Here is a 26,320-nt window from a genome sequence, read left to right on the forward strand (position 1 = left end):
GTGCCTCCCCACAACCTCTCTGACTTCGTCAAGGCCTATGACGTCCGGGGCCTCGTGCCAGAGCAGCTCGACGTCGATGTGGCGTGGGCCCTCGGCGCAGCCTTTGCCGAGGTGATCATCAGCCGCGAGAACGGAACTGGCTGCGTCATCGCCCACGACATGCGCGCCACCTCACCCGAGCTCTCCCAGGCCTTCGGTGTCGGTGTGGCGAGCCGCGGGATCGACGTCACCCACGTCGGGTTGGCCAGCACCGACGGTCTCTACTTCGCGAGCGGCCACCTCGACGTCGCCGGCGCGATGTTCACCGCGAGCCACAACCCTGCGGCATACAACGGCATCAAGCTCTGCCGTCCGGGCGCCCGCCCGGTCGGCCAGGACTCGGGCCTCGCCGACGTCCGCGACCTCGCCCAGGAGCTCCTCGACGGCACCGCCGAGCTGCGCCATGAGGACGAGGGCAAGACCGACGAGTGCGAACTCCTCGCCGACTACGCCGCGTTCCTGCGCGGTCTCGTCGACCTGTCCCGCATCCGCCCGCTCAAGGTCGTCGTCGACGCAGGCAACGGCATGGGCGGGCACACCGTCCCTGCGGTCCTGGAAGAAAAGGCGGGTATGCCGTCCCTTCCCCTCGACGTCGTACCGCTCTACTTCGAGCTGGACGGCACCTTCCCCAACCACGAGGCCAACCCGCTCGAGCCCGCGAACCTCGTCGACCTCCAGGCAGCCGTGGTCGAGCACGGTGCCGACCTCGGCCTGGCCTTCGACGGCGACGCCGACCGCTGCTTCGTCATCGACGAGCGGGGCGAGGCCGTCAGCCCAAGCGCCATCACGGCGCTCATCGCCACCCGCGAGGTCGCCCGCGAGGTCGCGGCAGGCACCGCCGCCAGCGACGTCTCGATCGTTCACAACGTCATCACCTCCGCCCAGGTGCCCGAGGTCATCGCCGCCCTTGGCGCCAAGGCCGTGCGCACCCGCGTCGGGCACTCGTTCATCAAGGGCGAGATGGCCCGGGCCAACGCGGTCTTCGGCGGCGAGCACAGCGCCCACTACTACTTCCGTGACTTCTGGTTCGCCGACACCGGAATGCTCGCCGCGATGCACGTCCTCGCCGCCCTCGGTGAGCAGAGCGAGCCTCTCAGCGCAGTCATGGCTGACTACACGGCATACAGCGCATCTGGTGAGATCAACTCGACCGTCGACGACCAGGGCGCCAAGACGGCCCTCGTGCGTGAGTGGGCCGACAACAAGGGCGTCGAGGTCGACGAGCTCGACGGGCTCACCCTGACCCACGGCGGCGGTGACGGCGACCCGATGTGGTGGCTCAACCTGCGTGCCTCCAACACCGAACCCCTGCTCCGACTCAACGTCGAGGCAGCCGATGCGGACACGATGGCCGCGATACGCGACGATGTCCTGAGGCTTGTACGACGCACTGCGAGAGGAATCAGCTGATGTCAACGATGGAGCCCTGGCTGCGCGAGATCCTGCGCTGCCCCCACTGCCGCGCCGAACTGCGTGACGAGACCGGAGAGGCCGGCCCCGAGCTGGTCTGCACGTCCGACACCTGCGGCCTCATCTATCGGATCGACGACGGCGTCCCGGTGCTGCTCGTCGACGAGGCGCGCAAGCCGGCCTGACGGCCGACCGGCTGCGTCGCACCGACATGCCGCACCTTGATGAGGCGTTCCTCGACTCGGCAGAGTCCCTCGAGGCTCTCGACAGTCGTGGCTCACTGCGCGCGCTCGCAACCGCTGGCGCCCAAGTGCGCCGCGCCATCGTTGCAGCACGCGAAGCCGGCATCGACCGGGTCGCCGGCGGTGACCGTCCTCGGTCCGTCCTCGTCGCCTCGCTCGGCGGCTCGTCGGTCGTCTGTGACGTCCTCGACGTGCTTGCTGAGCCGGGTTCGCCGGTCCCGCTGACGACGCGTCGCGAGGCACCGCTGCCCGGGTGGATCGGTCCGCTCGACCTCGTCATCGCGGTATCGCTCTCGGGTCGCGCCCAGGGTCCACTGGCCCTCGCCGCCGAGGCTGCCCGCCGAGGCGCCTCGCTGCTCACGGTCGGTGCCGCCGACTCGCCGCTCGCCGACATCTGCGCTCGCGGGCGTGGGGTCCACGTGGATGTCGCCTCCCCGGCGCCGACCTCTCGAGCTGCCTTGTGGTCGATGCTCACGCCGGTCCTTTTGGCTGCGGACGGGTTGGGACTCGTCGACTGCTCTGAGGCAGTGCTCGAGCGCGTTGCCGACCTGCTCGACGAGCGGGCCGAGGAGTGCCGCCCGTCGTCGGAGTCGTTCGTCAACCCCGCCAAGATCCTCGCCGTTGGCCTCGCCGAGACCGTGCCTGTCGTCCTCGGAGACGGAGCGCTCACGGGAGTGGCTGCCGGTCGCGCTGCGGCCATGCTCGCCCGCACGGCGCGTATGCCGGCCACTCACGGCTCGCTTCCCGATGCAGCTTCGCAGGTGGTCGCCTGCTTCGATGGTCCCTTCAGCGGCATCGGGGCAAATGGAAACGGCAGCGGAGGGGCGCCCGATGGTGGGCGTGACCTCTTCGCCGACCCGTTCCTCGACGGACCGCCCACGCCTCAGCTCGGGCTGCTCATGCTGCGGGATCATCCGCAGGTGGCTGCTCAGCCCGGCTCGCCCGAGCACCTGGCCGGACTTGAGGCGGGGCGCCTTGCCGAAGCGGTCGCCGAGTCGGCGCGTGATGCGGGTGTGCGGGTCTGGGAGGTCGAGGCCCTCGGCGGTCACCCGATCGAGCGGCTCGCGTCGCTCATCGCGATCACCGACTACGCCGCGACCTATCTCGCGCTCGGCCTCGGACTCGACCCGGCCGTGTCCCGCCACGTCACCGATCTGCGCGACCGCACCTCCTGACCTAGCACCTACTGCACCGTAAGCGGGGTGATCACGCCCCTTACGGTGCAGTAGGTGCTGGGTCAGGGCCGCAGCATGACCGCGAGGCGCTCGTCGCGCCGACGGCGCCACCGCCAGCACCGACAGGCTCACCAGCAACCATCCCAATCTGAACACGTTCAAGTTGTGCGCTAGCCTGCCTTCATGGATGTTGAACGTGTTCAAGTCAAGGCGTTGAGTCCGGCCATGCGACCCTCCCGAGGGGAGGCGACGCGCGACGCGATCGCCGTCGCCGCTCAGGAGCTGTTCCTTGAACGGGGATACGACCGCACCACGATGCGGGCCGTCGCAGAACGCGCCGGGGTGAGCGTGGGCAACGCGTACTACTGGTTCGCCTCGAAGGAACACCTCGTGCAGGCGTTCTACGACCAGATCCAGGTCGACCACGCGGCAGCAAGCGCGACCGCGCTGTCAAGACGCCGCACCTTCGCGAGCCGCCACGAAGCGGTGCTGCTCGCGTGGGTGGACGTGGCCGAGCCGTTCCACGAGTTCGCGGGGGCGTTCTTCAAGGCAGCCGCCGAGCCCACGAGTCCGTTGTCGCCCTTCAGTGCCGAGTCGCGCCCCGCACGGGAGACCGCGATCGCCCTGCAGGCGCGAGTCGTCGAGGAGTCCAGCGCCACCGTGCCCCGGGCCTTGCGTGATGACCTGCCCGAGCTGTTGTGGCTGCTGCAGATGGGGGTCGTGCTCTTCTGGGTCCACGACCAGAGCGAGCAGCAACGACGCACCCGCACGCTGATCCGCAGGGTGGTGCCCCTCGTCGACCGAGCCCTGCGGATGAGTCGCCTGCCAGGGATGGGTGCCCTTGTGGGCGACCTCACCAACATCATCAAGGCGGTCCGAGCATGAGGAGAGCCATGTCCTGGAGCCAGAGCAACCGGGCCGTCCTGGCACTCACGCCTGATGCGGTCTTCGCGACGCTGTCCACCGTGGAGCTCTGGTCGCAGTGGTGTCCCGGCGTCTCCGCAGCATCCTTCGACGGACCACTGCGGGTCGGCCAGTCGGGGTCGATGGCGCTCGGCCTGCCCGTCGTCGGGCCCATCCACCGAGTGACCGCTCCTCCCTTGGTGGTCCGTGAGTTCGAACCCGGATCCAGGATCCTGCTGGAGCAGGCCCAACCGGGCGGAGCCCTCACGATCGAGTGGACGGTGACGCCAGACCCGCGATCTCCCGCGTTGACCCTGCTCACCCAACGCCTCGCCGGGTGGGGACCCTTGTCCTTCGGCATGGGTCCGGTCGCGCGCCGCGCGCTCGGGTCTGACTTCGCGATGCAGGCGCTCCGGTTGTGGCGTCTTGCTGGTGGCGTCGTCGACCCTGAGGCGCTCCGCGTCGTTGTCGCTGGAGGATCCGGCACGCTCGGTCGCCGACTCGTGGCCGATCTCGCGTGCCGGGGGCATGACGTCGTCGTCCTCACCCGAAGCAGTCAGCCGGATCTGCCTGTGCGACAGGCGATCTGGGACGGCTCAACCGTGGGGGACTGGGCTGCAGAGCTCGAGCCATCCTCGCGCACCGCGGTGGTCAACCTCGCCGGCCGCCTCGTCGACCTTCGCCCCACTCCCGCCAACATCGCCTCATTGCGCGACAGCAGGGTGGACTCCACTCGAGCACTCGTCGGCGCAAGCGCGAGCCTCACGGCCCCGTTGGCCGCGTGGGTGCAGGCGAGCACCACGGCGATCTACAGCGACGCGGGCGAGGCCGAGATCGACGAGTCCAGCCCTGTACCCGTGGGGCTGCCCCAGATGACCGGCGTTGCTCAGCCGTGGGAGGACTCGGTGCAGGGCGCCGTCGCAGAGCACCTGCACGTCCTGCGGACCTCGCTCGTCCTGGATCGCGGAGCCCCTGTCGTGGCGCGTCTTGTCGGCCTCACCCGGGCCGGCTGGGCGGCTCGATTGGCACCGGACGCCAGTGGATCAGCTGGATCCACATCGACGACTGGCTCACCATCGTGCGCGCCGCCTTGGGCGTCGAGCCCGGCGTGCAGCTGCCCGGGGGAGTCGTCATCGCGTCCGCGCCCTTCCCCGTGCGCAACTCCGAGCTCATGGCGCAGCTCCGTCGGCAACTGCATCGGCCCTGGTCGCCACCGACGCCCGTCCCGCTGATGAAGTTGGGTGCGGTCATGCTGCGGACCGATGCTGCACTGGGACTGACCGGCCGTCGTGCCACCTCGTCCGTCCTGCCCGTGAGCGGCTTCGAGTTCGCCTACCCGCACCTCGAGGATGCCCTCGAGGACGTGCTCGGCGCCGATCAGGCCAAGTAGCCACCGGCCACCCCACCGGCTGAGCACTCAGCCTGCTGAGGGCTGCGACTTCGTGCCCCGCACGAACACGGAGACGCGGCCTTCGGCCGATCACCGTGTCCATGCAGGGCACGAAGTCGGGTTGCGGGTCAGTGCTGGGCGAGGTCGATGACTTCGGCCGTCGGCAGGGCCGCCAGGGCAGCACCGTCGACGAGGATCTTGCTGCGTCGAAGCCCGCTGCCGATGACGACCGCACCGGCGGCCACGACGGCGGCATCGACGAGGACCGGCCACTCCGCAGGCAGTCCGATCGGCGTGATGCCACCGAACTCCATGCCCGTGAGCGACACCGCGTCGTCGTGCGGGGCGAACGAGATCTTGCGAACGCCGAGGTGCTTGCGCACGACGCCGTTGATGTCGGCGCGGTCGGTCGCGAGGATCATCACGGCGGCGTAGGTCGTCGCCCCGGCGCGCTTCCCGGCAACGATGACGCAGTTCGCACTGGCGGCCAAAGCGACGTCGTATGCCGCGCAGAAGGCTTCCGTGTCGGCGAGCGTGGCGTCGATGGGCGCCACCTCCGCTGCCGCGATTCCGTTGTCCCTGACCGGATCTGGCGCCACGGCCGCAGCCGCGGCCGCCGCCACGGCCAGAGCCGCGGCCACCGAAGGCGCGACCAGCTCAGGGTGCAAAGCGGCAGGTGACCAGTCGAGCGTTCCGCGAGCGGACGGCATACGCGTCAGTGCTTTTCGTCGGCGACTGCAGGCTCAGTGGCCTCGTGCTTGCCGTGGCCGCCCTTGCGGGGGATGACGTGCATGATCGCGACGACGACCGCTCCGACGACGAGACCGAGGATGGCCGAACCGACGGTGTTGGTGACCCAGCCGAGGATGCCACCCAGCGGACCGGTGGCATCGTGGACCCACTCCTCGGCGTGGTGCACCCACGAGTACGGCTGGTGGAGGATCGACCAGCCGTACTCCTTGGAGAGGTCATCGAGACCCACGAGCAGGATGTGACCGCCGACCCAGGTCATGGCAGCGATACCGACGACGGACAGGGTCGACAGCAGCTTGGGCATGGCCGCAACGAGGCCGCGGCCGATCGGGGCGCGGACGCCCGACTGCTCGGACAGGTGCAGGCCGACGTCGTCCATCTTGACGATGGCCGCGACTACGCCGTAGACGAGGGTCGTGATGAGCACCGCCACGACGGCGAGGATCGCGAGCCGCGAGACAAACCCTTCGTCAGCGACCTCGTTGAGCGAGATGACCATGATCTCGGCGGAGAGGATGAAGTCGGTGCGGATCGCGCCGCTCGTGATCTCGTCCTCGTCGGCGACCTTGCCCTCCTCGTGTGCCTGGTCGGCGGCGTCCTCGGAGTGACCGCTGACGCGTTCCCAGATCTTCTCGGCACCCTCGAAGCAGAGGTAGGTGCCGCCGATCATGAGCAACGGCGTGAGTGCCTGGGGGAGGAACTGGCTGAGCAGCAGCGCCGCCGGCAGGATGAAGAAGAACTTGTTGCGCAGGGAGCCGATCGCGATCTTCTTGATGATCGGCAGCTCGCGCTTGGGGGAGAGGCCCTCGACATAGCGGGGGGTCACCGCCGTGTCGTCGACGATGACGCCCGTGGCCTTGACGCTGGCGCGCCCGGCTGCGGCGGCGACGTCGTCGGCCGAGGCGGCAGCGGCCTTGGCGAGCACGGCGATGTCATCGAGCAGGGCAAAGAGGCCGCCGGCCATCAGTTCACCTGCAGGTCAGTGAGGTTCTCAGGGTGCTCCACACGCTCAGCCTACCCAGCGCGGGACGGGGTCACTCCTCCTCGTCGCCGGGGGAGCCCTGGTCCTCGTCCTCGGCTTCGTCGTCCTCTTCGTCATCCTCGGATGCAAGGGTGAGGTCGTTCTCATCGTCGTCCTCGCTCTCGGTGAGAGCGGGCCGGGAGACGTCGGCGTCGGTGTCGACCGCGTAGTCGTCGCGGACCGCGTCCCACTTCTCGATGCTCTCCTCGTCGAGGTCGAGACGAACCTCCTCGCGGATCTCACCCTGCCCTTGCGTGCCTGAACCCTCGGGTATGCCGTCCGCTCCCGTGTTCTTTGTCGTGTCACTCATCGTGTGCTCCGTTCGTTGGGTCAAGCCTGGTACAAACGAACCTAGCGTTGCGGCGCCAGCAGGACCCAGTCGCGGTGAGTTTGCACTTGGCGCCAGCCGAGGTCATTCTGCAAGTCGAATGCAATCGCACTGTCCTTGTTCACGATGGCGATCGAACACTGGGACTCCGTTACCACGTCCCTCCACCGGGGACCGGCCTGCTGCCAGTTCACAATCTTCTTGACGTACTCGACCTCGTACAGCTCCGTGCGTCCATCGATGATGGGCTTCACATGTGAATGCCCCCAGAGAAGCCACCCGCCAAGAACGTAGTCATTGCAGACCACCGTGCCGGGGGCCAGATCGTTCAACTTTGCCGAAAAGGCTGTGGGAACGAACTCGGGCTCACGCGCCACACTTGGTGATTGGAATGCGGCGCAGATGACGGCCACTGAGGCCAGCAGCGCGGCGATCGCGCCCTCGCGAACGGTCCGTCTTTCACGAGGCAGCGGGAAGTCGGCGATCGCTCGAGCTGCCAGCGGCACGGCCATGGCTGCGCCAATGGCGACGCTGCGCGAATAGGCCATTGTCACGCCGCAAGCGACCAGGACGAGCATGATTTCAATGCCGCCTGCTGACGATGTGCTCCGTGCCCACGTGATGATCGGCACAGCGAGCAATACGAGTGCGCAGATCGTGGTCACGTCGAAGATGGAAGGTGGCACCCACTCGCTCACAAACTCGGTGTAGCCGCGAACGGTGAGCGGGGACAGCACGGTGTTGATGCCTGTTGGGGTCAGAGCCGCTGCCAAAAGGCTTGCTGTTGGCACCAAGGCTGCTCGTGGGGCCAAAGGGCGAAGGTCTCTCTCAAGCAGCATCCCGACCACTCCCGCGGCCCCGATGGCGACACCAATGAACCACATCCCATGACTGCACGCCCAAACCCACGACAGCGGAATCAACCACCATCGAACGCGGCGATCTGCAGCAGTTCTCAACCACGCGGAGGTCGTCACGGCCGCAAAGGCAAAGGTGACCAGATGTGGTCTGGGGGTGAGGCTGGGGAACATTGCCAGGAAGGCGAGCGCAACCACCAGCGACGACATCAGCAAAGAGGTGAACTGTCGGGCCAGCGTGAGGAGTAAGCCCAAGAGGGTCGCCGCAGCTGCGACCATCAATACCGTGACAGCAGGAAGACCTCCCCAGCCAGCGACCTGGGCCATCAGGAGTTCTGGAAGCCACTCATGAAGTGTCCACGTGCGAGTCGCAAAGGAGTTCCACGGATCTGGTCCTGAGAATTGCCACGTTGTCGGGAGTTCCTGACCGATGCGCAGATGCCAGAAGGTATCGGGGTCTTTCACCGGCCCGAAGGTGAGGTAGGCGAGAAAGGCGACCACGGCGCCAGGAGCAACCTGCCGGATCACGAGAGGGATGCTCCACGTGCGCTTCGTGCCAATTGTTTCGTCTGACGCGGGCAACGCCTGACCCTTGGCGTGGGAGGTTCTCGGCAAGGAGCGCGTCACGGATGGAGCCTAGCGACCCACCTTCGAAGGTATGAGCGGTCCAGCGCAGGCGAGTTGCCTTTCACAAGTGGCAGCGACTCTTGGGCGCAGTGCTTGATGCACGTCCATGTCTACCGCGTGAGTCGGTAGAGTGGAGGCCGCCGGCGCGGGTGATACCCCGCTCTTACGAGATCGCCCAGATGGGCTGCGCCGGGTCGCCACCCCACTCAACGGAAGAGATTTCGCATGTCCTTTGACTACAAGGTTGCCGACCTGGGCCTCGCCGAGGCCGGCCGTCACCAGATCCGTCTTGCCGAGCACGAGATGCCGGGCCTCATGAGCCTGCGGGAGGAGTTCGGTTCCTCCAAGCCGCTCACGGGCGCCCGCATCGCCGGCTCGCTCCACATGACCGTGCAGACCGCGGTCCTCATCGAGACGCTCACCGCACTCGGTGCCGAGGTCCGCTGGGCTTCCTGCAACATCTACTCCACGCAGGACGAGGCCGCCGCGGCCGTCGTCGTCGGGCCCCAGGGCACCGTCGAGGACCCGCAGGGTGTGCCGGTCTACGCGTGGAAGGGCGAGACCCTCCCGGAGTACTGGGACTGCACCGAGCAGATCCTCACCTGGCCCGGTGGTGAGGGCGCCAACATGATCCTCGACGACGGTGGCGACGCCACGATGCTCGTCCACAAGGGTCGCGAGTGGGAGGCCGCCGGTCAGGTGCCCCCCACCGACGAGAAGGACTCCGAGGAGGTCGGCGTCTTCAAGGAGCTCGTCCGTCGCACCCTCGCCGAGGACCCCCAGAAGTGGACCAAGGTCTCGACCGAGATCAAGGGTGTCACCGAGGAGACCACGACCGGCGTGCTGCGCCTCTACGAGCTTGCTCGCGACGGCAACCTCCTCTTCCCGGCGATCAACGTCAACGACTCGGTCACCAAGTCCAAGTTCGACAACAAGTACGGCTGCCGCCACTCCGTGATCGACGGTCTCAACCGCGCCACCGACGTCCTCATCGCCGGCAAGGTCGCGGTCATCTGTGGCTACGGCGACGTGGGCAAGGGCTGCGCGGAGGCTCTTCGTGGCCAGGGCGCTCGCGTCATCGTCACCGAGATCGACCCGATCTGCGCGCTGCAGGCTGCGATGGAGGGCTACCAGGTCGCCAAGCTCGAGAGCGTCATCGACATCGCCGACATCTTCGTCACGACGACCGGCAACTTCAACATCATCACCGCCGAGCACATGCAGCAGATGAAGAACAAGGCGATCGTCGCCAACATCGGCCACTTCGACAACGAGATCGACATCGCCGGTCTGGCCAAGGTCCCCGGCATCGTCAAGACCGAGATCAAGCCCCAGGTCCACGAGTGGACGTTCTCCGGCGGCAGCAGCATCATCGTGCTGTCCGAGGGTCGCCTGTTCAACCTCGGCAACGCCACGGGTCACCCGTCCTTCGTCATGTCGAACTCGTTCGCGAACCAGACGATCGCCCAGATCGAGCTGTTCACCAAGACGACCGACTACGACAAGCAGGTCTACGTCCTCCCCAAGCACCTCGACGAGAAGGTCGCGCGCCTCCACCTCGCCGCCATCGGGGTCGAGCTCACCGAGCTCACCAAGGAGCAGGCCGAGTACATCGGCGTCGACGTGGCCGGTCCCTACAAGTCGGACCACTACCGCTACTGAGTTCTCTCACAACGCCATCCGGTATGCCGTCCGCTCACCTCGAGCGGGCGGCGTTCCGCATTCTTGGCTCAGGTTTGTCGGGCCGGCGTCGGGGGCGTCGGCCATGATGGGGACCATGGCGTCGAAGCTCGACAGGAGCGCAGTTCTCATCCTGCTCATCCCAACGGTGCTCGTGATGATCGGCGTGGTGTTCGCCTTCAGGAGCCGAGACGGCCGAGTCATCGCCGCCATGCTCACCATCGCGGGGGCGCTCCTCATGGGCTTCGTGCAAGCACGCCGCGCTCGCCGCGATGCAACGCGCGGAAGGTGAGTGCGGCGCTATTGACCGCGCCATTCCTTGTGGAAGGCGACGTAGGCGCGATCGGTGCCAGGACCCCAGTTGCCGTCCTGGCTCACCATGAGGATCCGTTGGAAATCGTCGACGGCGATCCTTACGGCTGCACGGGTCCCGGGCCCGAAGCTGCCATCGACTGGGACGTCGACGATCGCCTGCACGATCCGGATCTGCGCGACGCTGTGTTGCACTGACGCAGCGGCCACTGCCCGGAAGGCCGAGCTGCGCACGTCGGTGTCGGGTCCCCAGTGGCCGTCGTCGTCGATCTCCAGAAGGCGCTGCATGACCTTGACATCGTCGCGCTTCCAACGGGTCGTGGCCGGTGCGGGTGGTGCCATGGCGGTGTTGTCCTGCGCGGCGTAGTTGGGGCGGAAGAAACCCCGGACGAACTTGCCCGTGCGCTTCTTGCGATAGACCCCGTCGCCATTGTTCTGCGAGCCGGCGTTGGTGGGGGAGGTGTTGCCCTCGATCGTCTGGACGATGAGATCCGTCGACCCCAGCGCGCCAGCCCGGATGACCTTCTCGACGACACCGATGTGGGACTTCTTGGTCTTGCCCATGATGACCCAGTCGCCGACCTTGGGCGAGGTGTGCCACTGGCCTGCCTCCAGAGCGTCGGCCGCGATCTGGGGGACGTAGAAGGGTCCCCAGCCGAAGTCGTCCGTCATGTTCTTGCCGCCGACGATGGCCCCGGACTGGAGGAAGGCGGCGCACCACGCGTTACCGTTCCACTCGCGCTTGGTGTTCAGCCAGTAGGGGACCTTGTTGGAACCGCGGGGGTTCTCGGTCGTGCCGATCTGGGATGCGGCCCAGAAGAGGAACTCCTGCTTGGTGAGGTGCCTGAGGACCTCTGCGACGGCAGCCATCAGTACTCCTCGTAGATCGAGTCGTCGGGCAAGGGGGTTTGGTCCGGGAGCTCTTCGCCCTCCGGGAAGTCGTCGGAGTCCGTGAAGTCCTCGTCGACGGGTGGTGGTCCGATCTGCTCCTCGATGGGCGGGATCGGTTCGTCGACGGGCGGGATGGCCGGCTCTGTCATGACTGCCTCCTGTGGTCTGGAGTCTCAGGCGTCTGGGGTTTTCGATCGAGTGCGGCACAGGAGGCGTCAAGGTCCGGCCTGTCGGACAAAGGAGGGCCGGGCGGGGCTCACCCGCAGGCAAACCGTAGGCCGACCTCCGTCAAGCGCGCCGCCCGCCGTTTCACTCAGTGGCACACTCGAGACACGTACCGATGGTGATGCCGGAGGGCATCGAAATGCCCGGGAGTCTGAATGGACGACCACACAATGATGGGGCGCGCACTGGCCATCCTCGAGGCCGTCGCGTCGGATGGACCGTGTGTCCCACTGGCCGATCTCACACGCTCGGTCGGGCTCCCCAAATCGACCGTCCTTCGCGTCGCTCGGGACCTCGCACGACGTGGCTTGCTCGACGACGCCCTCGGGTCGTACTCGTTGGGTGGGAAGTTGGACCACCTCACTGAGCTCGCTCACCTTGCCGAGGAGCGACACAGGGTGTTCGAATCCCTTGAGGAGCTGCGCCAACTCATCGGTGGGATCGTCTGGTTCGCGCCCCTCGGTGAGCTGGGGCAACCGGCGGTCCTTGCGGCGGACCCGTATGACCTCCGACTCGCCCAGGCTGAGGGGTGGCCCAGTCACGAGCTGATGCTCACTCGTTCACCCGCCGGACTCCTCACCCTCGCGCACCGGCCGACCGCTTATCAGGGGGTGCTGGAGTCCTACGCGCGACGTGGTGCCGATCCTGCTGAGAGGGTCCACCTGGCACGCGCGGTCGAGCAAACCCGCCAGGTGGGCGTGGCGGTCGAGTCGGGTCAGGTCAGGGCTGGCTGGCGGTGCGTCGCCGCGGCCAACCTTGACGGCCCCTCGCCGCACGTTGTCGGGGTAGTCCTGCGGCAGAACCGAATTCCCACCACGGCAGTGGTCAGACCCATCCGCGAGCTGGCCGCCTCATTGACTGTGTGACATCAGCGAAGCGACCGCTGCGAGAGCGCGGAGGGTCAGCCGTATGACCGCCATTGAGTCTTTCAAATGCATCCGGTATGCCGCCCGCTCCCTCGGACCCGCTGTATCGCCACGGCGGGGCCGTCCGCCCATCCCGTCGTCCTCACCGTGGCGCTGACGGCCGTCAAGGTGCTTGTCCTCCAGGTACCGGCCGCCGGGTGAACCGGTTCGCCTCGGGAGCACTCAGCGAAGCACGGACAGCACGGACGAGTAGTCGTCGGTCCACGTGGTGGAGTCCGTCGTCAGAGGGCCCCAGGCCGTGCTGCGACGCATCTCCGCGACCCGACCGTCGCGCGGGGACAGGGCCACCCACTCACCGACGGTCGAGCGCACACCCTCGGCCTTGGTGCCAAAGGCGGCGTCCCACCCGAGGTCGTCGGCCGCGCCCCTCAGGACCGGTTGGAGGTCGAAGACCCGGTTGCTGATGTGCACCATGAGGAGCCCGTCCGGACGGAGCTTGGACGCGTACGACCGCATCGCGTCCACGGTCAGCAGGTGCACCGGGATGGAGTCCGAGCTGAACGCGTCGAGGATGATCAGGTCCTTCGACGCGTCGGGCATCGCCTCCAGGGCCAGCCGCCCGTCGCCGACCTGCACGTCTACGTCGGCCTTGGCGTCCGCGAGGTAGGTGAACAGGCGTGGGTCACGGGCGATGTCGACCACGGCGGGGTCGATCTCGACGAAGGTGAACCGTTGGCCTGGCTTCCCGTAGGCGGCGATGGTTCCCACTCCCAAGCCGACGACCGCCACGTCGTTGAGTGCTGGCTGCGCGAAGACGCTCCCGAGAGATCCGGATTTGGCGTAGTACGTGGTGGGCTCATAGCGGCGGTCATCCTGCCACTGCAGCCCGTGGAGGGTGGTCCCATGCATCAGCTGGTGTTGCCCGTCCGTGGAGACGACGCGGTAGCTGCCGTAGAAGGTGCGGCGCTGGTCGATCGTGCCCTGACCCTGGAGGACCGCGAACGCGAGCAGGATGACGAGCACGGGCACCGCAGCGAGACCTCGCCGCGCGCTGAGCCACCACGCACCACCGGCGACGACCACCACGGTCGCGAGGGCCGCTCCCGTTCCGGCAAAGGTGGCGGCCGTCAGGGCAGATGCGAAGACGAAGATCGTGCCGCACATGCAGACGATCGCGAAGGCGGCCCAGTTGCGGTCGGCATACCGGCCGATGCGCGAGGGCGCACCCGCACGGCGCAGCAGGAGGACGGGGACCAGGGCGAGCAGGATCCAGTACTCCCACACGCGGTCGAAGACCAAGGGTGCGATGACACCGTTGAGGAGGCCGCCAAGGGCACCACCAGTCGCAACGACGAGGTAGAACGCGGTCAGGTGCTCGACGTCGGGCCGGTCGGCGGCGAGCTGCGCGTGCGCGGCATACGACACGAGAGTCAGCATCGCCATGAGCACGGGGACGATCAGCCAGAGCGGCAGGCCGCCCGCCTCCTGGGGGATGAGGGCGAGGGCGACCACCGCGGCCACGACGGCCAGCCGACGCGAAAGGCGCGGTGCGGTTCGACCGATCCGAGCGAAGGCGACGATGAAGGTCGCGAGATACAGCGCCAGCGGGATGACCCAGAGCAGCGGGATCGCGGCCACGTCCGTGCTGATATGGGAGGTCACGGCGAGCATGAGCGCTGACGGCAGGAAGCTGATGACCAGCCAGGTCAGCAAGTCCCGACGGGTGATCCCAACCTGTCCTCTCTCGGTAGCGGACGGTTCTGACGTCACTGAGGTTGCAGGATCGGGGTCCGACTCGGCTACGCGTGGACTCTCTCCCAGGGCGGCCCGCGCCTTCGACCGCGTGACGATGCCGCACGTCGCCGTGAGCAGGGCGAAGAGGGCGAATCCGACCGACCATGCGACCCGTTGCTGGTCGACTGTCAGCAGGGGCTCGATGACGAAGGGGTAGGCCAGGAGACCCACGAAGCTGCCGACGTTGCTGGCGGCGAAGAGGAAGTACGGGTCCTCGGCTCGCGGGCCGCCCGACCAGGAGTACCACCGCTGGAGGAGCGGCCCCGAGGTGGAGATGACGACGAAGGGGAGGCCGATCATCAGCGTCAGGGTCCGAAGGAGCCAGAGGACCGGTGAGGTCTCTACGCCCGGCACGGCTTCGAGCGGCAGTGCCACAGGGAGCGCGACCACTGGCGCCAGTAGGGCGAGCAGGTGGACGGGTGGCTGCCACCGCGGGCCGAACCGACGCGTCGTGACGTGGGAGTACAGGTAGCCGAGAAGCAGGAGCACCTGGAAGAACAGGCTGCTCGTGCTCCACACCGTGGCCGAGCCGCCGTAGGCGGGAAGCAGGATGCGAGCGATGAGTGGCTGGACGACGAAGAGGAGCGACGCGCCCACGAAGGCGGTGACGGTGAAGAGGGCCACGATGCCGGGCGCGCGGACAGAGGCCGGTGCTGGGTCCACGGGTGAGCCCTCGCGCTCGCGCGCGGACGGGCCTTCTCGAGGCGGGTCGAGCACGGGCACGCTCGGTGGGACGGTGTTGTCGGTCATGGGGCTCCCTTGTCCGGGAAGAGAGTAAGTGGGTGAGGCATCAAGGCGTCGACCAGCGCCTGAACTCGGCGCCGCCTCTGGTCGGGTAGGGCGAGGCCGATCGGATGTCGCTGCTGTGCCTCAGGCAGGGACCCACAGGCTGAGCTCACGAGTCGTCCTCACCTTCTCCCACACTGCACCGGCTGCTCCGTCCGTGGTGACCGACGGGGCCGAAGATGGGACGAGCGCACAGGTTGCTCCCACGGGCAGGACGACCGCGTCAGGGTCCAGCAGGCGTCGCCGGGTGTTGGCGTAGGCATCAGACCCGTGCACCTCGGTGCGCATGTCGATCCACACCAGGACGTCCGGCCGCAGCAGGAGCATGGCGCCCGCGGTGTCGGGGTCGGTGAAGAGCCGGCAACCCCGGGGGAGTGACCCGGCGATCTCCGCCTCAGGCTGAGGCCTGCCGGGATCGGCCGCCTGCCACACGACGAGAGGCGCAAGGACGACGAGGACTCCCGTGAGGATCGGGCGCCAGTACGCTGCCGTGAGCCGGGTGCGGATGGTCGTGCCGGTCCGCGCGCTCGATCGCCAACGGATGGTGGCGCGCGAGAGCTCGGCAGCGAGGACGGGCAGCAGGGTGAGCGTGGCGACCCCGAGGAACCGGATCGCGACGACCCCGGCGAGCGCCGCCGCGAGACTGATGGCGACGAGGGTGACCTCCAGCGCCCAGCGACCGCGCTCTGGCGACCCGGGAGTGCCGCTGCGATGTCGGAGGAGCCTCACTGCGCTGACTGCGCCGAGAGCCAGGACGAGAACGGCGACCCAGAGCCATCGGAGCCGAAGGCTGGCCGTGAATGGGGAGAGCCACTCGACGATCTGGCCCTCCGACGCGGAACTCACGTCGAGGAGGAGCTGCCACACCGACAACCCGTAGGGGCCGAGAGTGCTGCCCACGGCCAGCGCCATGCCGGCCGCTGCGGCGAGGCCGACCCGCCATCGCTCGACGCCGGCCAAGAGGGCGAGGAGAGGGAGCGCGGCGGCGACCACGAGCGAGGTCACCGACCATGACACGTGGAGCCAGGCCCCGAGCCAGCCGAGGGCGGCGGACACCAAGGCGACGCCGACAAACGTCCACCAGGCCCGGGGAAGGGGCCGCGTGACGAGGGCGTGGCCGAGGGCCAGGGAGACGAGGAGCAGGGCCTGGACGACGATCGTCGCCCGGGGCGAGACCATGGGCAGCGCGAGGGCGGCCACGAGGATCGTCGCGGCCAGGGTGGGCAAGGGTCGGGCACCGAGCTGCCGGGCGACGGCCACGGCGATGCCGAAGTAGGCCAGCATGCCTGCGGCACCGACGAGTGCGATGCCCGCGACACCGAGCCAGTCGTGACCGAGGCCGAGTGCGCTGTTCCAGAGCGGGGACGTCGGGCGGAAGAGTCCTTCAGGCTTCGCCCAGCTCCACGAGTCGGGCCTGGACAACGGGGTCCCGGACCATCGCTCGATCCCGTCCTTGGCCTGCCAGTACGGGTCGCGCTCGGTCATCCGCGTCGAGCGGAGCACCACGAGCGCGAGGATCCAGCCAAGGAGAATGGTCCAGTCCCAGCGACCCCTCACGAGAATCCGCGGGTACGTGCGGCGTAGGCCGCGTAACCCTCGACCTGCTCGTGAAGGAGCGCTTCCTCCCACCGGGCCCGAAGGATTTGCAGGACGGCGAGCACGATGACGATGGCCCAGGCCCACCCGCCACCGTGGACCATGGCCAGACCGACCGCGCTGATGTACTCGAAGACGTAGAGGGGGTGGCGGAAGACGCGGTATGGGCCGCTGGAGGCGAGATCGCGGGACTGGGGCACCACGCTGATATTGGTGCGCAGGTGCAGCAGCGCCCAGATCGACAGTGCCACCCCGACGGCGATGAGCGCGGAGCCGACGCCCACCTCGACCTCTCCCGCGTCTCCCGCACCGACGAGCGGCACAAAGTAGCCCGAGAAGGTGGCGAGCCCCGCCACGAGCCACCGGTCGGGACGGCGGTCGGTGCGCGTGGCCACCCCCCGGCCGAGGTACATCACGGTGAGGACGGTGTAGAACGCCAGGGCGGCGATCGTGCTCACGACCTGCAGGACCGATCGGTCCGTGTCCGCGTCGAGCAGGGCGCCCGTGTTGAGGATGATGAGCGCGACGCAGAGGGGCACGAGGATGAGGCGACCCAGGTCGATGCCGCGGAAACTGTCCATGGCGCGAGTATGACCTCGACGGGGGCGGCAGTGGGGAGGTTGGCGGAAAAGGGCTATATGCCATGGCTACCCTCACGGCTGAGCTAATCACCTCTAACCCCTGATAACTATTGACCGACGATCGCCAGTGCTGTAGGACTGCTCCTGCGTGCCGGTCAGTTTCGTGCTCAGAATCCGCTGCTCACGCTTTCCCTACCACATCTGACGGCCCAATGTCGGGATTAGTCGGAGTCATCTGACCATTTCTTCTAGTCATCTGTGCCCAGTAGTTTTTGACTAGCTCGGGCCATGTCCGAAAACTTCATTTTCGGAGGAAGATCAGCGCCGGGTCGGCGTCGTCGGCCTGCTACACGACCACCCAAAAGGGGTATGCAAATGTCCAAGGCTCTCGTCAAGTTCCACCAGCGCCTGGTCGCCGAGAAGGGCGCCACCATGGTGGAGTACGGCCTCATGGTCGCGCTCGTCGCCGTCGTCGTCGCCGTCGCCGCGACCGTGCTCGGCACCAACATCAGCACGATGTTCAACGGCCTCAAGTTCCCCTGATCCGCCCACTGCCACGCAGCTCGAAGAAGGGACGCCCGATGTCTGAGCAGATCCTGCGACTGCGCAAGCGGCTCGCCTCCGATGTTGGCGCGACGATGGTCGAGTACGGCCTCATGGTCGCGCTCGTCGCCGTCGTGGTGGGCGTCGCGGCCGCCGTGCTCGGCACCAACATCAGCACGATGTTCAACACCATCGCCACCTCCATCTGAGGGGTCTGGGCTGCAGGTCGGCGGCCCCACGGGCCGCCGACCTCGCAGTGTCACAACAGTGAGACCTGCACGTTTCGTCTTTTCATGTCATCAGAGGGGGTTTGGCCCATGCGTGGTCCCCGCGAGCGAGGCGCAGCGATGGTCGAATTCGCCCTCCTGCTGCCACTCCTCCTCCTGGTGCTCTTCGGCCTCATCGACATGGGCCGCATGTTCCTCGTCCAGGCCATGGTCACGAATGGGGCTCGTGAAGGCGCTCGGATGGCCGCGCTTGGTTACTCAGCCAGTGAAATCACGGCGCGCGCCGAGGCCTCCATGCCCAACCTCAACGGGGTGTCCGGTGGCACGCACACCGTCGTTCCCACGACGGCCTGTCCGTCCGTGCTGACAGCCACCTCAGAGAGGAGCGTGACCGTCACGGTCAGCGGCTTCAACTGGGTGGCGCTGGGTGCCATCAGCGGACTGTTCCCGGGCGGCGGCATCACGCCCCCCCAACCCACAGCCACGTCATCGATGAGGTGCTCTGGATGACCAATAGGAGCTCCTACCCTCGAACCCCACGTCACGAGCAGGGAGCGGTTGGGGTCCTCGTCGCGATGCTCTTCGGGACCTTCGTCGTCACCGGCCTGCTGGCGTGGTCGGTCGACGCCGGACAGATCATCCTTGAGCGACGCCAGACGCAGAACGCTGCCGATGCCGCGGCCATCGCCTTGGCACAAAGCTGTGCCAAGGCCAACTGCAACTTCGACGCTGACAACCTGCCTGCCCTGGCCACCGCGAACACGATCAACAGTGGTGCACGCACCCACACGATCGAACGACAGTGCAAGTCGACGTCCTCGATCCCCGGCTCTCTGCCGGTGTGCACCTCGACGTCGAGCGTTGATCAGCTCCGCGAGTGCCCACCTCTTCCCCCCGGGCTGGCGGCGGGACTGCCCTACGTGGAGGTGAGAGTCCGGGCCAATGAGACGTCACCCGGGCTCATCCCCAACCCCTTCACGCGCGCAAACGACACCGGTCCGGATGACAGCAACGTGGTCTCGTGCGCACGAGCCGCCTGGGGGAGGCCGACCACGGCGACCTTCACCTCGCCGATCACGATCTCGACCTGCGAGTGGCAGACGTACACCAGCGGTGGCACCACGTACGTCGTGCAGCCTCCCGTGTCCCCGTGGCCCGGCTACGGGGGCGCCGGCCAGCCGGCATACCCCTTGCCCGCGACCACCCCCAACACTTCCGGTCGCGAGGTCATCATCGACCTGCATGATCCTTCCAAGCCGGGCTGCTCGTACAACGGCAAGGACACGGCCGGGGGGTTCGGATATCTCGACACCAGCGGCCCGTGCAGTACGACGCTCAGCACGACCAACGGTGTGAACATCTGGGCCAACATCGACACCGGTAGCTCGACGAGCGGCACTTGCCAGTCCGCTTTGGCGAACATCTGGACCAACGGACCCGTCATTGATCTTCCGGTGTTCGACTGCATGGTGAAGTCCACGACCGGGACTCCGGTGGGCGCTCCGCCGGCGGACTGCGACCCGGGCGATGCCGGCGGAGCCAACACCTATTACCACGTGGCCGGAGTCGCGAAGTTCTACCTCAGCGGCTACCGCATCGGTGGAGGGGAGACCAGGCCCAGCCGGGTGTCAGGGTCCGTTCCGTGCGGCAATCCTCGTCGTTGCATCTCGGGCTGGTTCGTCCAAGGCGTGCTCAACACTCCCACAGCCACGATCGTTCCCCCGACCTCGACCAACGGTTTCGGTCTGACGGCTGTCGTTCCGGCCGGCTGATCACACCCCTCGAAAGGCATTCACTCCATGGGTCGTCGTGTCCTCGCCCTTGCCGCCGCCGTCGTGCTCGCCCTCGCCGGCGCAGTGCTCGTGCTGCTCTACGCCCAGGGGGCCGACGAACGCGCGCTCGAGGGTCAGCAGCCGCAGGCGGTCTACGTCTCGGAGAAGGTCGTCCCCGCCGGCACGACGCTCAAGGACGCCGAGCGCAGCGGTCTCATCACCCGCACCCAGGTGGCAGGCAAGGCCAAGCCCGCGGGGGCGCTCGCCGGAATCAACTCCGACAACAGCTCGTTCGTCGCCCGCGCGGACTTGCCCCCCGGACAGGTCGTGCTCAGTGCGGCCTTCGGCCTGGAACGGCTGGGGCAGAGGGCGATCGGCGTGAGCTCGGGCATGGTCGCGGTCTCGGTGACCCTCGAGGACCCAAACCGCGTGGGTGCATTCGTCACCCCCGGCAGCAAGGTCACGATCTACGACACCTACGACCTCAAGAGGCTCGGAACCGACGAGGCGACCGCCCAGTACAACGAGCTGAGCGTCAAGGGCACGAGCATCCTCCTCACCAAGGTCTCGGTCATCGGCATCGGCACGACCAGCCTGTCCGCCCCCGTGGCGACCGAGCAGGCCGAAAAGGACCAGGAGGCTGCGCCCACGACCTCGACCCCGGTGCAGAGCTACCTCGTCACCGTCGAGCTGACACCCGCGGACTCGGTCAAACTCGTCCATGCGATCCAGCACAGCGCGAACCTCCAGAACAACCCGGCCAAGCACCTCTATTTCGCGCTCGAGGGTCCGGACACGACGGTGCCGCCGAACCTGGCGACCGACGACTTCAGCTACCACGGGATATCGAAATGACGATTCTCTGGGACAACGAGCCGGGGGCACAGGACCGCTACCACTTCGCTCTCGGCGAGGTCCTCCTCCTCGGCTCGGCGCCATTGGTCCACCGGGCGCTCGACGACGACCCGCACGCGGACCTCGTCGTCATCGGCGCCCAGGTCAACATCGACGAGGCGTCGTTGCTCGTGGAGTCGGTGCGTGCCGAGCGGCCAGCGGTGGGCTTCATCCTGCTGCGCCACCGGCTCGACGTCACGACGATGGGCCAGGCCCTGCGCAGCGGCTTCCGCGAGGTGATCGCCTCCGACGACGCACCGGCGCTGTCGGACGCGGTCCGGCGCAGCCGCGACCTCACGGCCAAGCTCGCCGGACACCACGGGGGCACCGCGGTCCCGCAGGGGCGGGTCGTCACCGTCTTCTCGGCCAAGGGCGGTGTCGGCAAGACCACGCTGTCGACCAACCTGGCGACCCACTTGGCCCTCTGCGGCCTACGGACCCTGTTGGTCGACCTCGACCTGTCCTTCGGTGACGTCGCGATCAGCATGCAGCTGATCCCAACGAGTTCGGTGCACGACGCCGTCGCGATGCACAGCCATCTCGACGCCGAGGGTCTCGCGCAGCTCGTGACGCACCACCAAGCGAGCGGTCTCGACGTCGTTGCCGCCCCCACGGACCCCTCACTCGCGGACCGGATCAGCGCGCCGGTCGTCACCGAGCTCCTCAGGGTGGCGGCAGCGGCCTATGACTATGTCATCGTCGACACCCCTCCGTCGTTCACCGAGCACGTGCTCGCCGCCTGCGACGTGAGCAGCCTGCTCGTCCTCATCGCCACCCTCGACATCCCCGCAGTGAAGAACCTCAAACTCGCCCTCGAGACCCTCGACGCGCTCGGCAGCCCTCGCGACTCACGCGTCATCGTCCTCAACCGCGCGGACGTCAAGGTCGGGCTGCGACCCGAGGACGTCGTCCAAGCGATCGGTGCGCCCATCGCCGTGAGCGTCCCGGCGAGCATCTCCGTCCCCGCATCCGTCAACCGGGGCGTGCCGCTCGTCCTCGAGTCGCCACGCGACCCCGTGAGCGTCGCGCTCCGGGAGATCGCCGACGTCCACATCCGAGGCCGCTTCGGCGGCCCGGTAGAAGAACCCCACCGCCGCAGCCTCTTCAGCAGGAGAAGTCGATGAGCCTTGCCGACCGTCTCGACACCGTCCGCCGCGCGCACGAGCCGATCGTGCCCTCACGGGGAGGGGACCAGGCCGAGACCCGTCGGGTCGACCCCTTCACGGAGGTCAAGGAGCGTGTGCACCAGGGCCTCATCGACTCGCTCGGACCGCGGCTCTACGACCCGCACCTCAAGGAGAGCGAGCTCGCCAGCCAGGTGCGGCAGACCCTCCAGGAGGTCATTGACGCCGAGCAGAAGCCGCTGTCCCTCTCGGACCGCACCCGGATCGCGCAGGAGGTCTCGGACGAGATCCTCGGGCACGGTCCCCTCGAGCCGCTACTGCGTGACCCCGAGGTCACCGAGATCATGGTCAACGGCGCGAACAGCATCTTCATCGAGCGCGCGGGCAAGATCTACCCCGCCGCTGCCCGGTTCACCGACGAGACGCACCTCCGCCGGATCATCGACCGGATCGTGGGGCGCATCGGCCGACGCGTCGACGAGGCCAGCCCGCTCGTGGACGCCCGACTGCCCGACGGGTCCCGCGTCAACGTCGTGGTCGCACCGATCGCCCTCGACGGCGCCATCCTCACCATCCGCAAGTTCGCCGCCGACCCGTTCACCGACAAGGACCTCGTGTCCTTCGGCACGTTCACGCCCCCGGTCCGTGACTTCCTGTGGGCATGCGTCCGAGGGCGTCGCAACATCATCATCTCGGGCGGCACGGGCTCCGGGAAGACGACGACCCTCAACGTCATGTCGTCGTTCCTGCCCGAGGACGAGCGCATCATCACCATTGAGGACGCGGCCGAACTCCAGCTGCACCAACAGCACGTCCTGCGCATGGAGTCGCGTCCGGCCAACATCGAGGGCTCGGGCACAGTGACCATCCGCGACCTCGTGCGCAACTCCCTGCGTATGCGGCCCGACCGCATCGTTGTCGGTGAGGTGCGAGATGGAGCAGCGCTCGACATGCTCCAGGCCATGAACACCGGCCACGACGGCTCGATCACGACCGTGCACGCCAACACCTCTCGCGACTCGCTGTCGCGTCTGGAGACGATGGTGCTCATGTCCGGAGTCGACCTGCCGATGCGCGCGATCCGCGAGCAGGTCGCCGGCGCCATCGACCTCATCATCCAGCAGGCCCGCCTCAAGGACGGCACCCGGCGGATCGTGCAGATCACCGAGGTCGTGGGCATGGAGGGCGACATCATCACCCTCCAGGATCTTTTCGCGTTCGACTACGCCGCGGGCCGCGACGAGAACGGCCGCTTTCTGGGCGAGCTGCGCAGCACCGGGATCCGCCCGAAGTTCACCACCGACCTCCACGACCTCGGGGTCGAGTTGCCCATCCAACTCTTCGCCCCGCCGATGCGATGAGCCCGCGCACGCTCCTGCGACCGCTGCTGTTGGCCACGCTGACAGCGATGGCGGTTCTGGGAGTGCCGACCTCGGCGACCGCGGCCGACCCCATCCCGGGCTCCATCGGCGGTATCAAGGTGACGACGGACCGGCTCACGGGGGTGCTCACCCTCCGCCCAGGCGAGGAGATCGTGTCGATCGACCCGGGCATGATCGCCACGCTCGACGGCCGACCGTCGTCGGTGACATCGAAGCCCGCCACACGCGCCCAGCGCACCACGGTGCTCCTCATCGACACGAGTGGCTCCATGGGTCGTTCCGGCATGGCGACCGTGCGAACCGCAGTCAAGGGCTTCCTTGCCTCGGCGCCGAAGGACGTGAGAATCGGCGTCGTCTCGTTCGGCAACACGGCCGGGCCTGAGATCGCGCCGACCACCAACCGCGCGACCGTCCAGGGTGTCGTCGACGACCTCCGTGCCGACGGCAACACGGCATTGTTCAGCGGGGTCGCGGAGGCCGTGAGGATGCTCGGCTCCACCGGAGACCGCAGCATCGTTCTGCTCAGCGACGGCAAGAACACCGTGGGTGACCGCGCCCCGGGCCTGGCGGCTGCGGTCAAGGCGCTCACCGCTGCCCAGACTCGTGTCGAGGTCGTCCGGTTCACCACTGGGGAGAACGACGCCGAGGCGCTCGCCGCGTTCGCGAAGGCCGGCGGTGGCTCCGTGGTGCAGGCCACCGATGCCGCAGCGGTGCGCAACGCGTTCCTGGCGGCAGCCAAGGTCCTCGAGTCGCAGGTCCAGTTCGACATCGTGCGTCCAGCAGGACTCACCGGCTCCGTGCCCGTCACGGTGCAAGGGACCGCCACGGGCCGCCCCTTCTCCATCAAGACCACGGTCGAGTTCGGCGAGGCTGGCGCACCCGCACCGTCACCCAGCAAGTCGGTCGTACTGGTCCCGGAGGCCGGGGTCGGGCCGGCCACGCTCACGCGCGTCGACACCGGGATGAGCAGGTCCCTCATAGTGGCGCTCATCGCCCTCTTCGTTGGCGCCCTCACGCTTGTCATCGCGGTCCTCGACCCCTTCCGGTCCAAGCGGCACGACCGCGTCGCACAGGTCGAGCACTACACGCTCGGTGAAGCGTCCCGGCTTCCGCGCACGGCGGAGACCCACGCCTCCGTGGTGGCGCAGTCCGCTGTGCGGGTGGGGGAGCGGGTCATGGCAGGTCGCGACACCACGAGCCGCACGATGGCGCTCATCCAGCGTGCCGATCTCCCGCTGAGGGCAGGGGAATGGTTCGTCCTGCGCGTGGTGGCCATCGTCGTGGGGGGAACGCTGATCCCGGTCGTGCTCGCCATGCCGTGGTGGTTCACCGTTCCCATTGGCATCGTCCTGGGCTACTTCCTGCCCGCAGCGGTGCTGCGGATGCTCGCCAGCCGCCGCGCCAAGAAGTTCGAGCAGATGCTCCCCGACATCCTCATGCTCGTGGCCACGACACTGGCCAGCGGGTTCAGCCTCACCCAGGCGCTCGACGCGGTCGCCCGCGATTCCGCCCAGCCTGCAGGCAAGGAGTTCTCGCGGACGCTCGCCGAGACCCGCATCGGCGCCGACGTCTCGGACGCCCTGGACAACATGTCGGTCCGGATGGACAGCGAGGCCATGCGTTGGACGACGATGGCCATCCGGATCCAGCGCGACGTCGGTGGCAACCTCGCGGACACGCTGCGCACCACCGCACACACCCTGCGCGAGCGGGAGTCGCTCAAGCGTCAGGTCAACTCGCTGTCGGCCGAGGGTCGCCTGTCGGCCTACATCCTTCTCGGGCTCCCCATCCTGCTCTTCGTCTACATGGCGTGGAGCAACCCGGCATACACGTCCCTGCTCTGGACCCGCACCGTGGGCATCCTCATGCTGCTGGGAAGCGGCGTCAGCATGGTCATCGGCACACTGTGGATGCGCAAAGTCATCCAGATCGAGGTCTGAACAATGCTCATCGTCGCAGCCGTCCTCGTTGCGGTCGCCCTGTGCGTCGCCGTTGTGCTCATCAGCACCATCGGAGTCGGCACGACCGGTGTCGCCCGGTCGCTCGAGTTGGTCAACTACCGTCCGGACAGCAGTACCGTCGCCAAGTCCGAGCTTGCGGCAAAGGACCGTCTCGTCGTGCCGTTCGAACAGGGCCTCAAAGGAGTCGCGAAGCGCCTCTCTCCTGCGGGGACCGCTGACCGGCTCGCCGCAAGCCTCAACCGGGCGGGCAACCCGCCCGCCTGGCCTGTCGAGCGGATCTTCGGCGCCAAGGGCATCGGGCTCGTCGCCGGGGTGCTCTTGGGCCTCTTCTTCGGAGGTCTCGGCTTCAGGGGCCTTCTGTACGGAGTGGCCGGTGGTGCCGCCCTCTTCTACCTCCCCGACCTCCTCGTCTACAACGCGGGAGTCCGGCGCCAGGAGCAGCTCCGCAGGGGCTTCGCCGACGCGCTCGACATGCTCACGGTGTGCGTCGAGTCCGGGCAGGGCTTCGACGCGGCGCTGGGGCAGGTCGCCCGCAACGTGACCGGGCCGATTGCTGGCGAGTTCGCGCGAGTTCTGTCCGAGTTCCAGATCGGCATGACCCGGGGGCAGGCCTTCCAGGGGATGGCCGAGCGCAACACCTCGCCCGAGGTCAAGAACTTCGTGTCCGCCCTGGTGCAGGCCGATCGGTTGGGTGTACCCATCGCGGGCGTTCTGCGCGAGCAGACCAAGGAGATGCGCCTCATTCGGCGGCAGCTCGCCGAGGAGAAGGCCCAGAAGGTGACCGTCAAGGTGGTCTTCCCGGTGCTCCTCTGCATCTTCCCGGTGATTTTCGTCGTCATCCTCGGGCCTGCTGCGATCAACATCTACGACCTGTTCAGCAAACAATGAGATCGACAAGAGCGGGACGAGCTATTGCCCATCGCAGCAAGGGCTCGGGCAAC

At 67.7% G+C, this 26,320-nt stretch carries 27 protein-coding genes; 18 read left to right on the top strand and 9 right to left on the bottom strand.

What is annotated here, in order from left to right:
* The 6 genes from ACFQRE_RS07965 to ACFQRE_RS07990 all read left to right on the top strand — a co-directional run bounded on the left by ACFQRE_RS07965 (position 1) and on the right by ACFQRE_RS07990 (position 5,159).
* Positions 1-1,449, top strand: a complete 1,449-nt coding sequence (locus ACFQRE_RS07965) for a phosphomannomutase/phosphoglucomutase (RefSeq protein ID WP_380120859.1) — start codon at positions 1-3, stop codon at positions 1,447-1,449.
* Positions 1,449-1,634: a Trm112 family protein gene (locus ACFQRE_RS07970; RefSeq protein ID WP_380120861.1), complete on the top strand. Its 186-nt coding sequence runs from the start codon at positions 1,449-1,451 to the stop codon at positions 1,632-1,634. The genes ACFQRE_RS07965 and ACFQRE_RS07970 overlap by 1 nt, the downstream gene beginning before the upstream one ends.
* 26 nt (positions 1,635-1,660) lie before the next feature.
* Complete coding sequence (locus ACFQRE_RS07975) at positions 1,661-2,866, top strand: SIS domain-containing protein (protein WP_380120863.1); 1,206 nt, start codon at positions 1,661-1,663, stop codon at positions 2,864-2,866.
* 225 nt (positions 2,867-3,091) lie between these two features.
* On the top strand, positions 3,092-3,751 hold the full coding sequence (locus ACFQRE_RS07980) for a TetR/AcrR family transcriptional regulator (RefSeq protein WP_380120866.1): 660 nt from the start codon (positions 3,092-3,094) through the stop codon (positions 3,749-3,751).
* Between the two features lie 8 nt (positions 3,752-3,759).
* Complete coding sequence (locus ACFQRE_RS07985; protein ID WP_380120868.1) at positions 3,760-5,001, top strand: NAD-dependent epimerase/dehydratase family protein; 1,242 nt, start codon at positions 3,760-3,762, stop codon at positions 4,999-5,001.
* A gap of 17 nt (positions 5,002-5,018) precedes the next feature.
* The gene (locus ACFQRE_RS07990) at positions 5,019-5,159 is read left to right on the top strand and encodes a DUF1731 domain-containing protein (protein WP_380120870.1); all 141 of its coding nucleotides are present in this window, start codon (positions 5,019-5,021) and stop codon (positions 5,157-5,159) included.
* Positions 5,160-5,287: 128 nt separating this feature from the next.
* Here the strand turns inward: ACFQRE_RS07990 and ACFQRE_RS07995 are convergent, their stop codons facing one another.
* From ACFQRE_RS07995 to ACFQRE_RS08010, 4 genes are all read right to left on the bottom strand, one after another.
* Positions 5,288-5,869, bottom strand: coding sequence for a YbaK/EbsC family protein (locus tag ACFQRE_RS07995; RefSeq protein WP_380120873.1), 582 nt, complete (start codon positions 5,867-5,869; stop codon positions 5,288-5,290).
* 5 nt (positions 5,870-5,874) lie between these two features.
* Complete coding sequence (locus ACFQRE_RS08000) at positions 5,875-6,876, bottom strand: DUF808 domain-containing protein (protein ID WP_380120875.1); 1,002 nt, start codon at positions 6,874-6,876, stop codon at positions 5,875-5,877.
* A gap of 70 nt (positions 6,877-6,946) precedes the next feature.
* Complete coding sequence (locus ACFQRE_RS08005) at positions 6,947-7,243, bottom strand: hypothetical protein (RefSeq protein WP_380120877.1); 297 nt, start codon at positions 7,241-7,243, stop codon at positions 6,947-6,949.
* A 41-nt stretch (positions 7,244-7,284) separates the two neighbouring features.
* Positions 7,285-8,745, bottom strand: a complete 1,461-nt coding sequence (locus ACFQRE_RS08010) for a hypothetical protein (protein WP_380120880.1) — start codon at positions 8,743-8,745, stop codon at positions 7,285-7,287.
* Between the two features lie 225 nt (positions 8,746-8,970).
* On the opposite strand from ACFQRE_RS08010, the gene ahcY reads away from it, so the two are divergent.
* The gene (ahcY, locus tag ACFQRE_RS08015; protein WP_380120882.1) at positions 8,971-10,407 is read left to right on the top strand and encodes an adenosylhomocysteinase; all 1,437 of its coding nucleotides are present in this window, start codon (positions 8,971-8,973) and stop codon (positions 10,405-10,407) included.
* 115 nt (positions 10,408-10,522) lie between these two features.
* On the top strand, positions 10,523-10,717 hold the full coding sequence (locus ACFQRE_RS08020) for a hypothetical protein (RefSeq protein WP_380120885.1): 195 nt from the start codon (positions 10,523-10,525) through the stop codon (positions 10,715-10,717).
* 8 nt (positions 10,718-10,725) lie between these two features.
* On the opposite strand, the gene ACFQRE_RS08025 is transcribed toward ACFQRE_RS08020, so the two are convergent.
* Both ACFQRE_RS08025 and ACFQRE_RS08030 read right to left on the bottom strand, forming a co-directional pair.
* On the bottom strand, positions 10,726-11,607 hold the full coding sequence (locus tag ACFQRE_RS08025; RefSeq protein ID WP_380120887.1) for a peptidoglycan-binding domain-containing protein: 882 nt from the start codon (positions 11,605-11,607) through the stop codon (positions 10,726-10,728).
* Entirely contained in the window at positions 11,607-11,777 is a 171-nt protein-coding gene (locus ACFQRE_RS08030; RefSeq protein ID WP_380120889.1) for a hypothetical protein, read from the bottom strand. The genes ACFQRE_RS08025 and ACFQRE_RS08030 overlap by 1 nt, the downstream gene beginning before the upstream one ends.
* Positions 11,778-12,008: 231 nt before the next feature.
* Here ACFQRE_RS08030 and ACFQRE_RS08035 point away from each other — a divergent pair, with 231 nt between their 5' ends.
* A complete protein-coding gene (locus ACFQRE_RS08035) occupies positions 12,009-12,719 on the top strand; it encodes a helix-turn-helix domain-containing protein (RefSeq protein ID WP_380120892.1) in 711 nt (236 codons plus the stop codon).
* A gap of 222 nt (positions 12,720-12,941) precedes the next feature.
* Here the strand turns inward: ACFQRE_RS08035 and ACFQRE_RS08040 are convergent, their stop codons facing one another.
* The 3 genes from ACFQRE_RS08040 to ACFQRE_RS08050 all read right to left on the bottom strand — a co-directional run bounded on the left by ACFQRE_RS08040 (position 12,942) and on the right by ACFQRE_RS08050 (position 17,476).
* Positions 12,942-15,263, bottom strand: a complete 2,322-nt coding sequence (locus ACFQRE_RS08040; protein ID WP_380120894.1) for a spermidine synthase — start codon at positions 15,261-15,263, stop codon at positions 12,942-12,944.
* 120 nt (positions 15,264-15,383) lie between these two features.
* Complete coding sequence (locus tag ACFQRE_RS08045) at positions 15,384-16,856, bottom strand: hypothetical protein (RefSeq protein ID WP_380120896.1); 1,473 nt, start codon at positions 16,854-16,856, stop codon at positions 15,384-15,386.
* Positions 16,853-17,476 (bottom strand): methyltransferase family protein, encoded by a 624-nt coding sequence (locus ACFQRE_RS08050; RefSeq protein ID WP_380120899.1) that lies wholly within the window; start codon positions 17,474-17,476, stop codon positions 16,853-16,855. Before ACFQRE_RS08050 ends, ACFQRE_RS08045 begins: the two co-directional genes overlap by 4 nt.
* A gap of 375 nt (positions 17,477-17,851) precedes the next feature.
* Between ACFQRE_RS08050 and ACFQRE_RS08055 the strand changes: the two genes are divergently transcribed.
* The 9 genes from ACFQRE_RS08055 (at position 17,852) to ACFQRE_RS08095 (ending at position 26,267) form a co-directional block, all read left to right on the top strand.
* Entirely contained in the window at positions 17,852-18,019 is a 168-nt protein-coding gene (locus ACFQRE_RS08055) for a Flp family type IVb pilin (RefSeq protein WP_380120901.1), read from the top strand.
* A gap of 38 nt (positions 18,020-18,057) precedes the next feature.
* A complete protein-coding gene (locus tag ACFQRE_RS08060) occupies positions 18,058-18,228 on the top strand; it encodes a Flp family type IVb pilin (RefSeq protein ID WP_380120905.1) in 171 nt (56 codons plus the stop codon).
* 138 nt (positions 18,229-18,366) lie between these two features.
* Positions 18,367-18,756 carry a TadE/TadG family type IV pilus assembly protein gene (locus ACFQRE_RS08065; protein WP_380120907.1) on the top strand — a complete coding sequence of 130 codons (390 nt, stop codon included), beginning with the start codon at positions 18,367-18,369 and terminating at the stop codon, positions 18,754-18,756.
* Entirely contained in the window at positions 18,753-20,018 is a 1,266-nt protein-coding gene (locus tag ACFQRE_RS08070) for a pilus assembly protein TadG-related protein (protein ID WP_380120909.1), read from the top strand. Before ACFQRE_RS08065 ends, ACFQRE_RS08070 begins: the two co-directional genes overlap by 4 nt.
* A gap of 27 nt (positions 20,019-20,045) precedes the next feature.
* Positions 20,046-20,873, top strand: a complete 828-nt coding sequence (locus ACFQRE_RS08075; RefSeq protein WP_380120911.1) for an RcpC/CpaB family pilus assembly protein — start codon at positions 20,046-20,048, stop codon at positions 20,871-20,873.
* Complete coding sequence (locus ACFQRE_RS08080) at positions 20,870-22,036, top strand: AAA family ATPase (RefSeq protein WP_380120914.1); 1,167 nt, start codon at positions 20,870-20,872, stop codon at positions 22,034-22,036. Before ACFQRE_RS08075 ends, ACFQRE_RS08080 begins: the two co-directional genes overlap by 4 nt.
* Entirely contained in the window at positions 22,033-23,397 is a 1,365-nt protein-coding gene (locus ACFQRE_RS08085; protein ID WP_380120917.1) for a CpaF family protein, read from the top strand. Before ACFQRE_RS08080 ends, ACFQRE_RS08085 begins: the two co-directional genes overlap by 4 nt.
* A gap of 47 nt (positions 23,398-23,444) precedes the next feature.
* On the top strand, positions 23,445-25,358 hold the full coding sequence (locus ACFQRE_RS08090) for a type II secretion system F family protein (RefSeq protein WP_380120919.1): 1,914 nt from the start codon (positions 23,445-23,447) through the stop codon (positions 25,356-25,358).
* A 3-nt stretch (positions 25,359-25,361) separates the two neighbouring features.
* The gene (locus ACFQRE_RS08095; protein ID WP_380120921.1) at positions 25,362-26,267 is read left to right on the top strand and encodes a type II secretion system F family protein; all 906 of its coding nucleotides are present in this window, start codon (positions 25,362-25,364) and stop codon (positions 26,265-26,267) included.
* Positions 26,268-26,320 lie beyond the last annotated feature (53 nt).

The sequence above is a fragment of the Knoellia pratensis genome (assembly GCF_042666395.1).
GTDB lineage: Bacteria > Actinomycetota > Actinomycetes > Actinomycetales > Dermatophilaceae > Knoellia > Knoellia pratensis.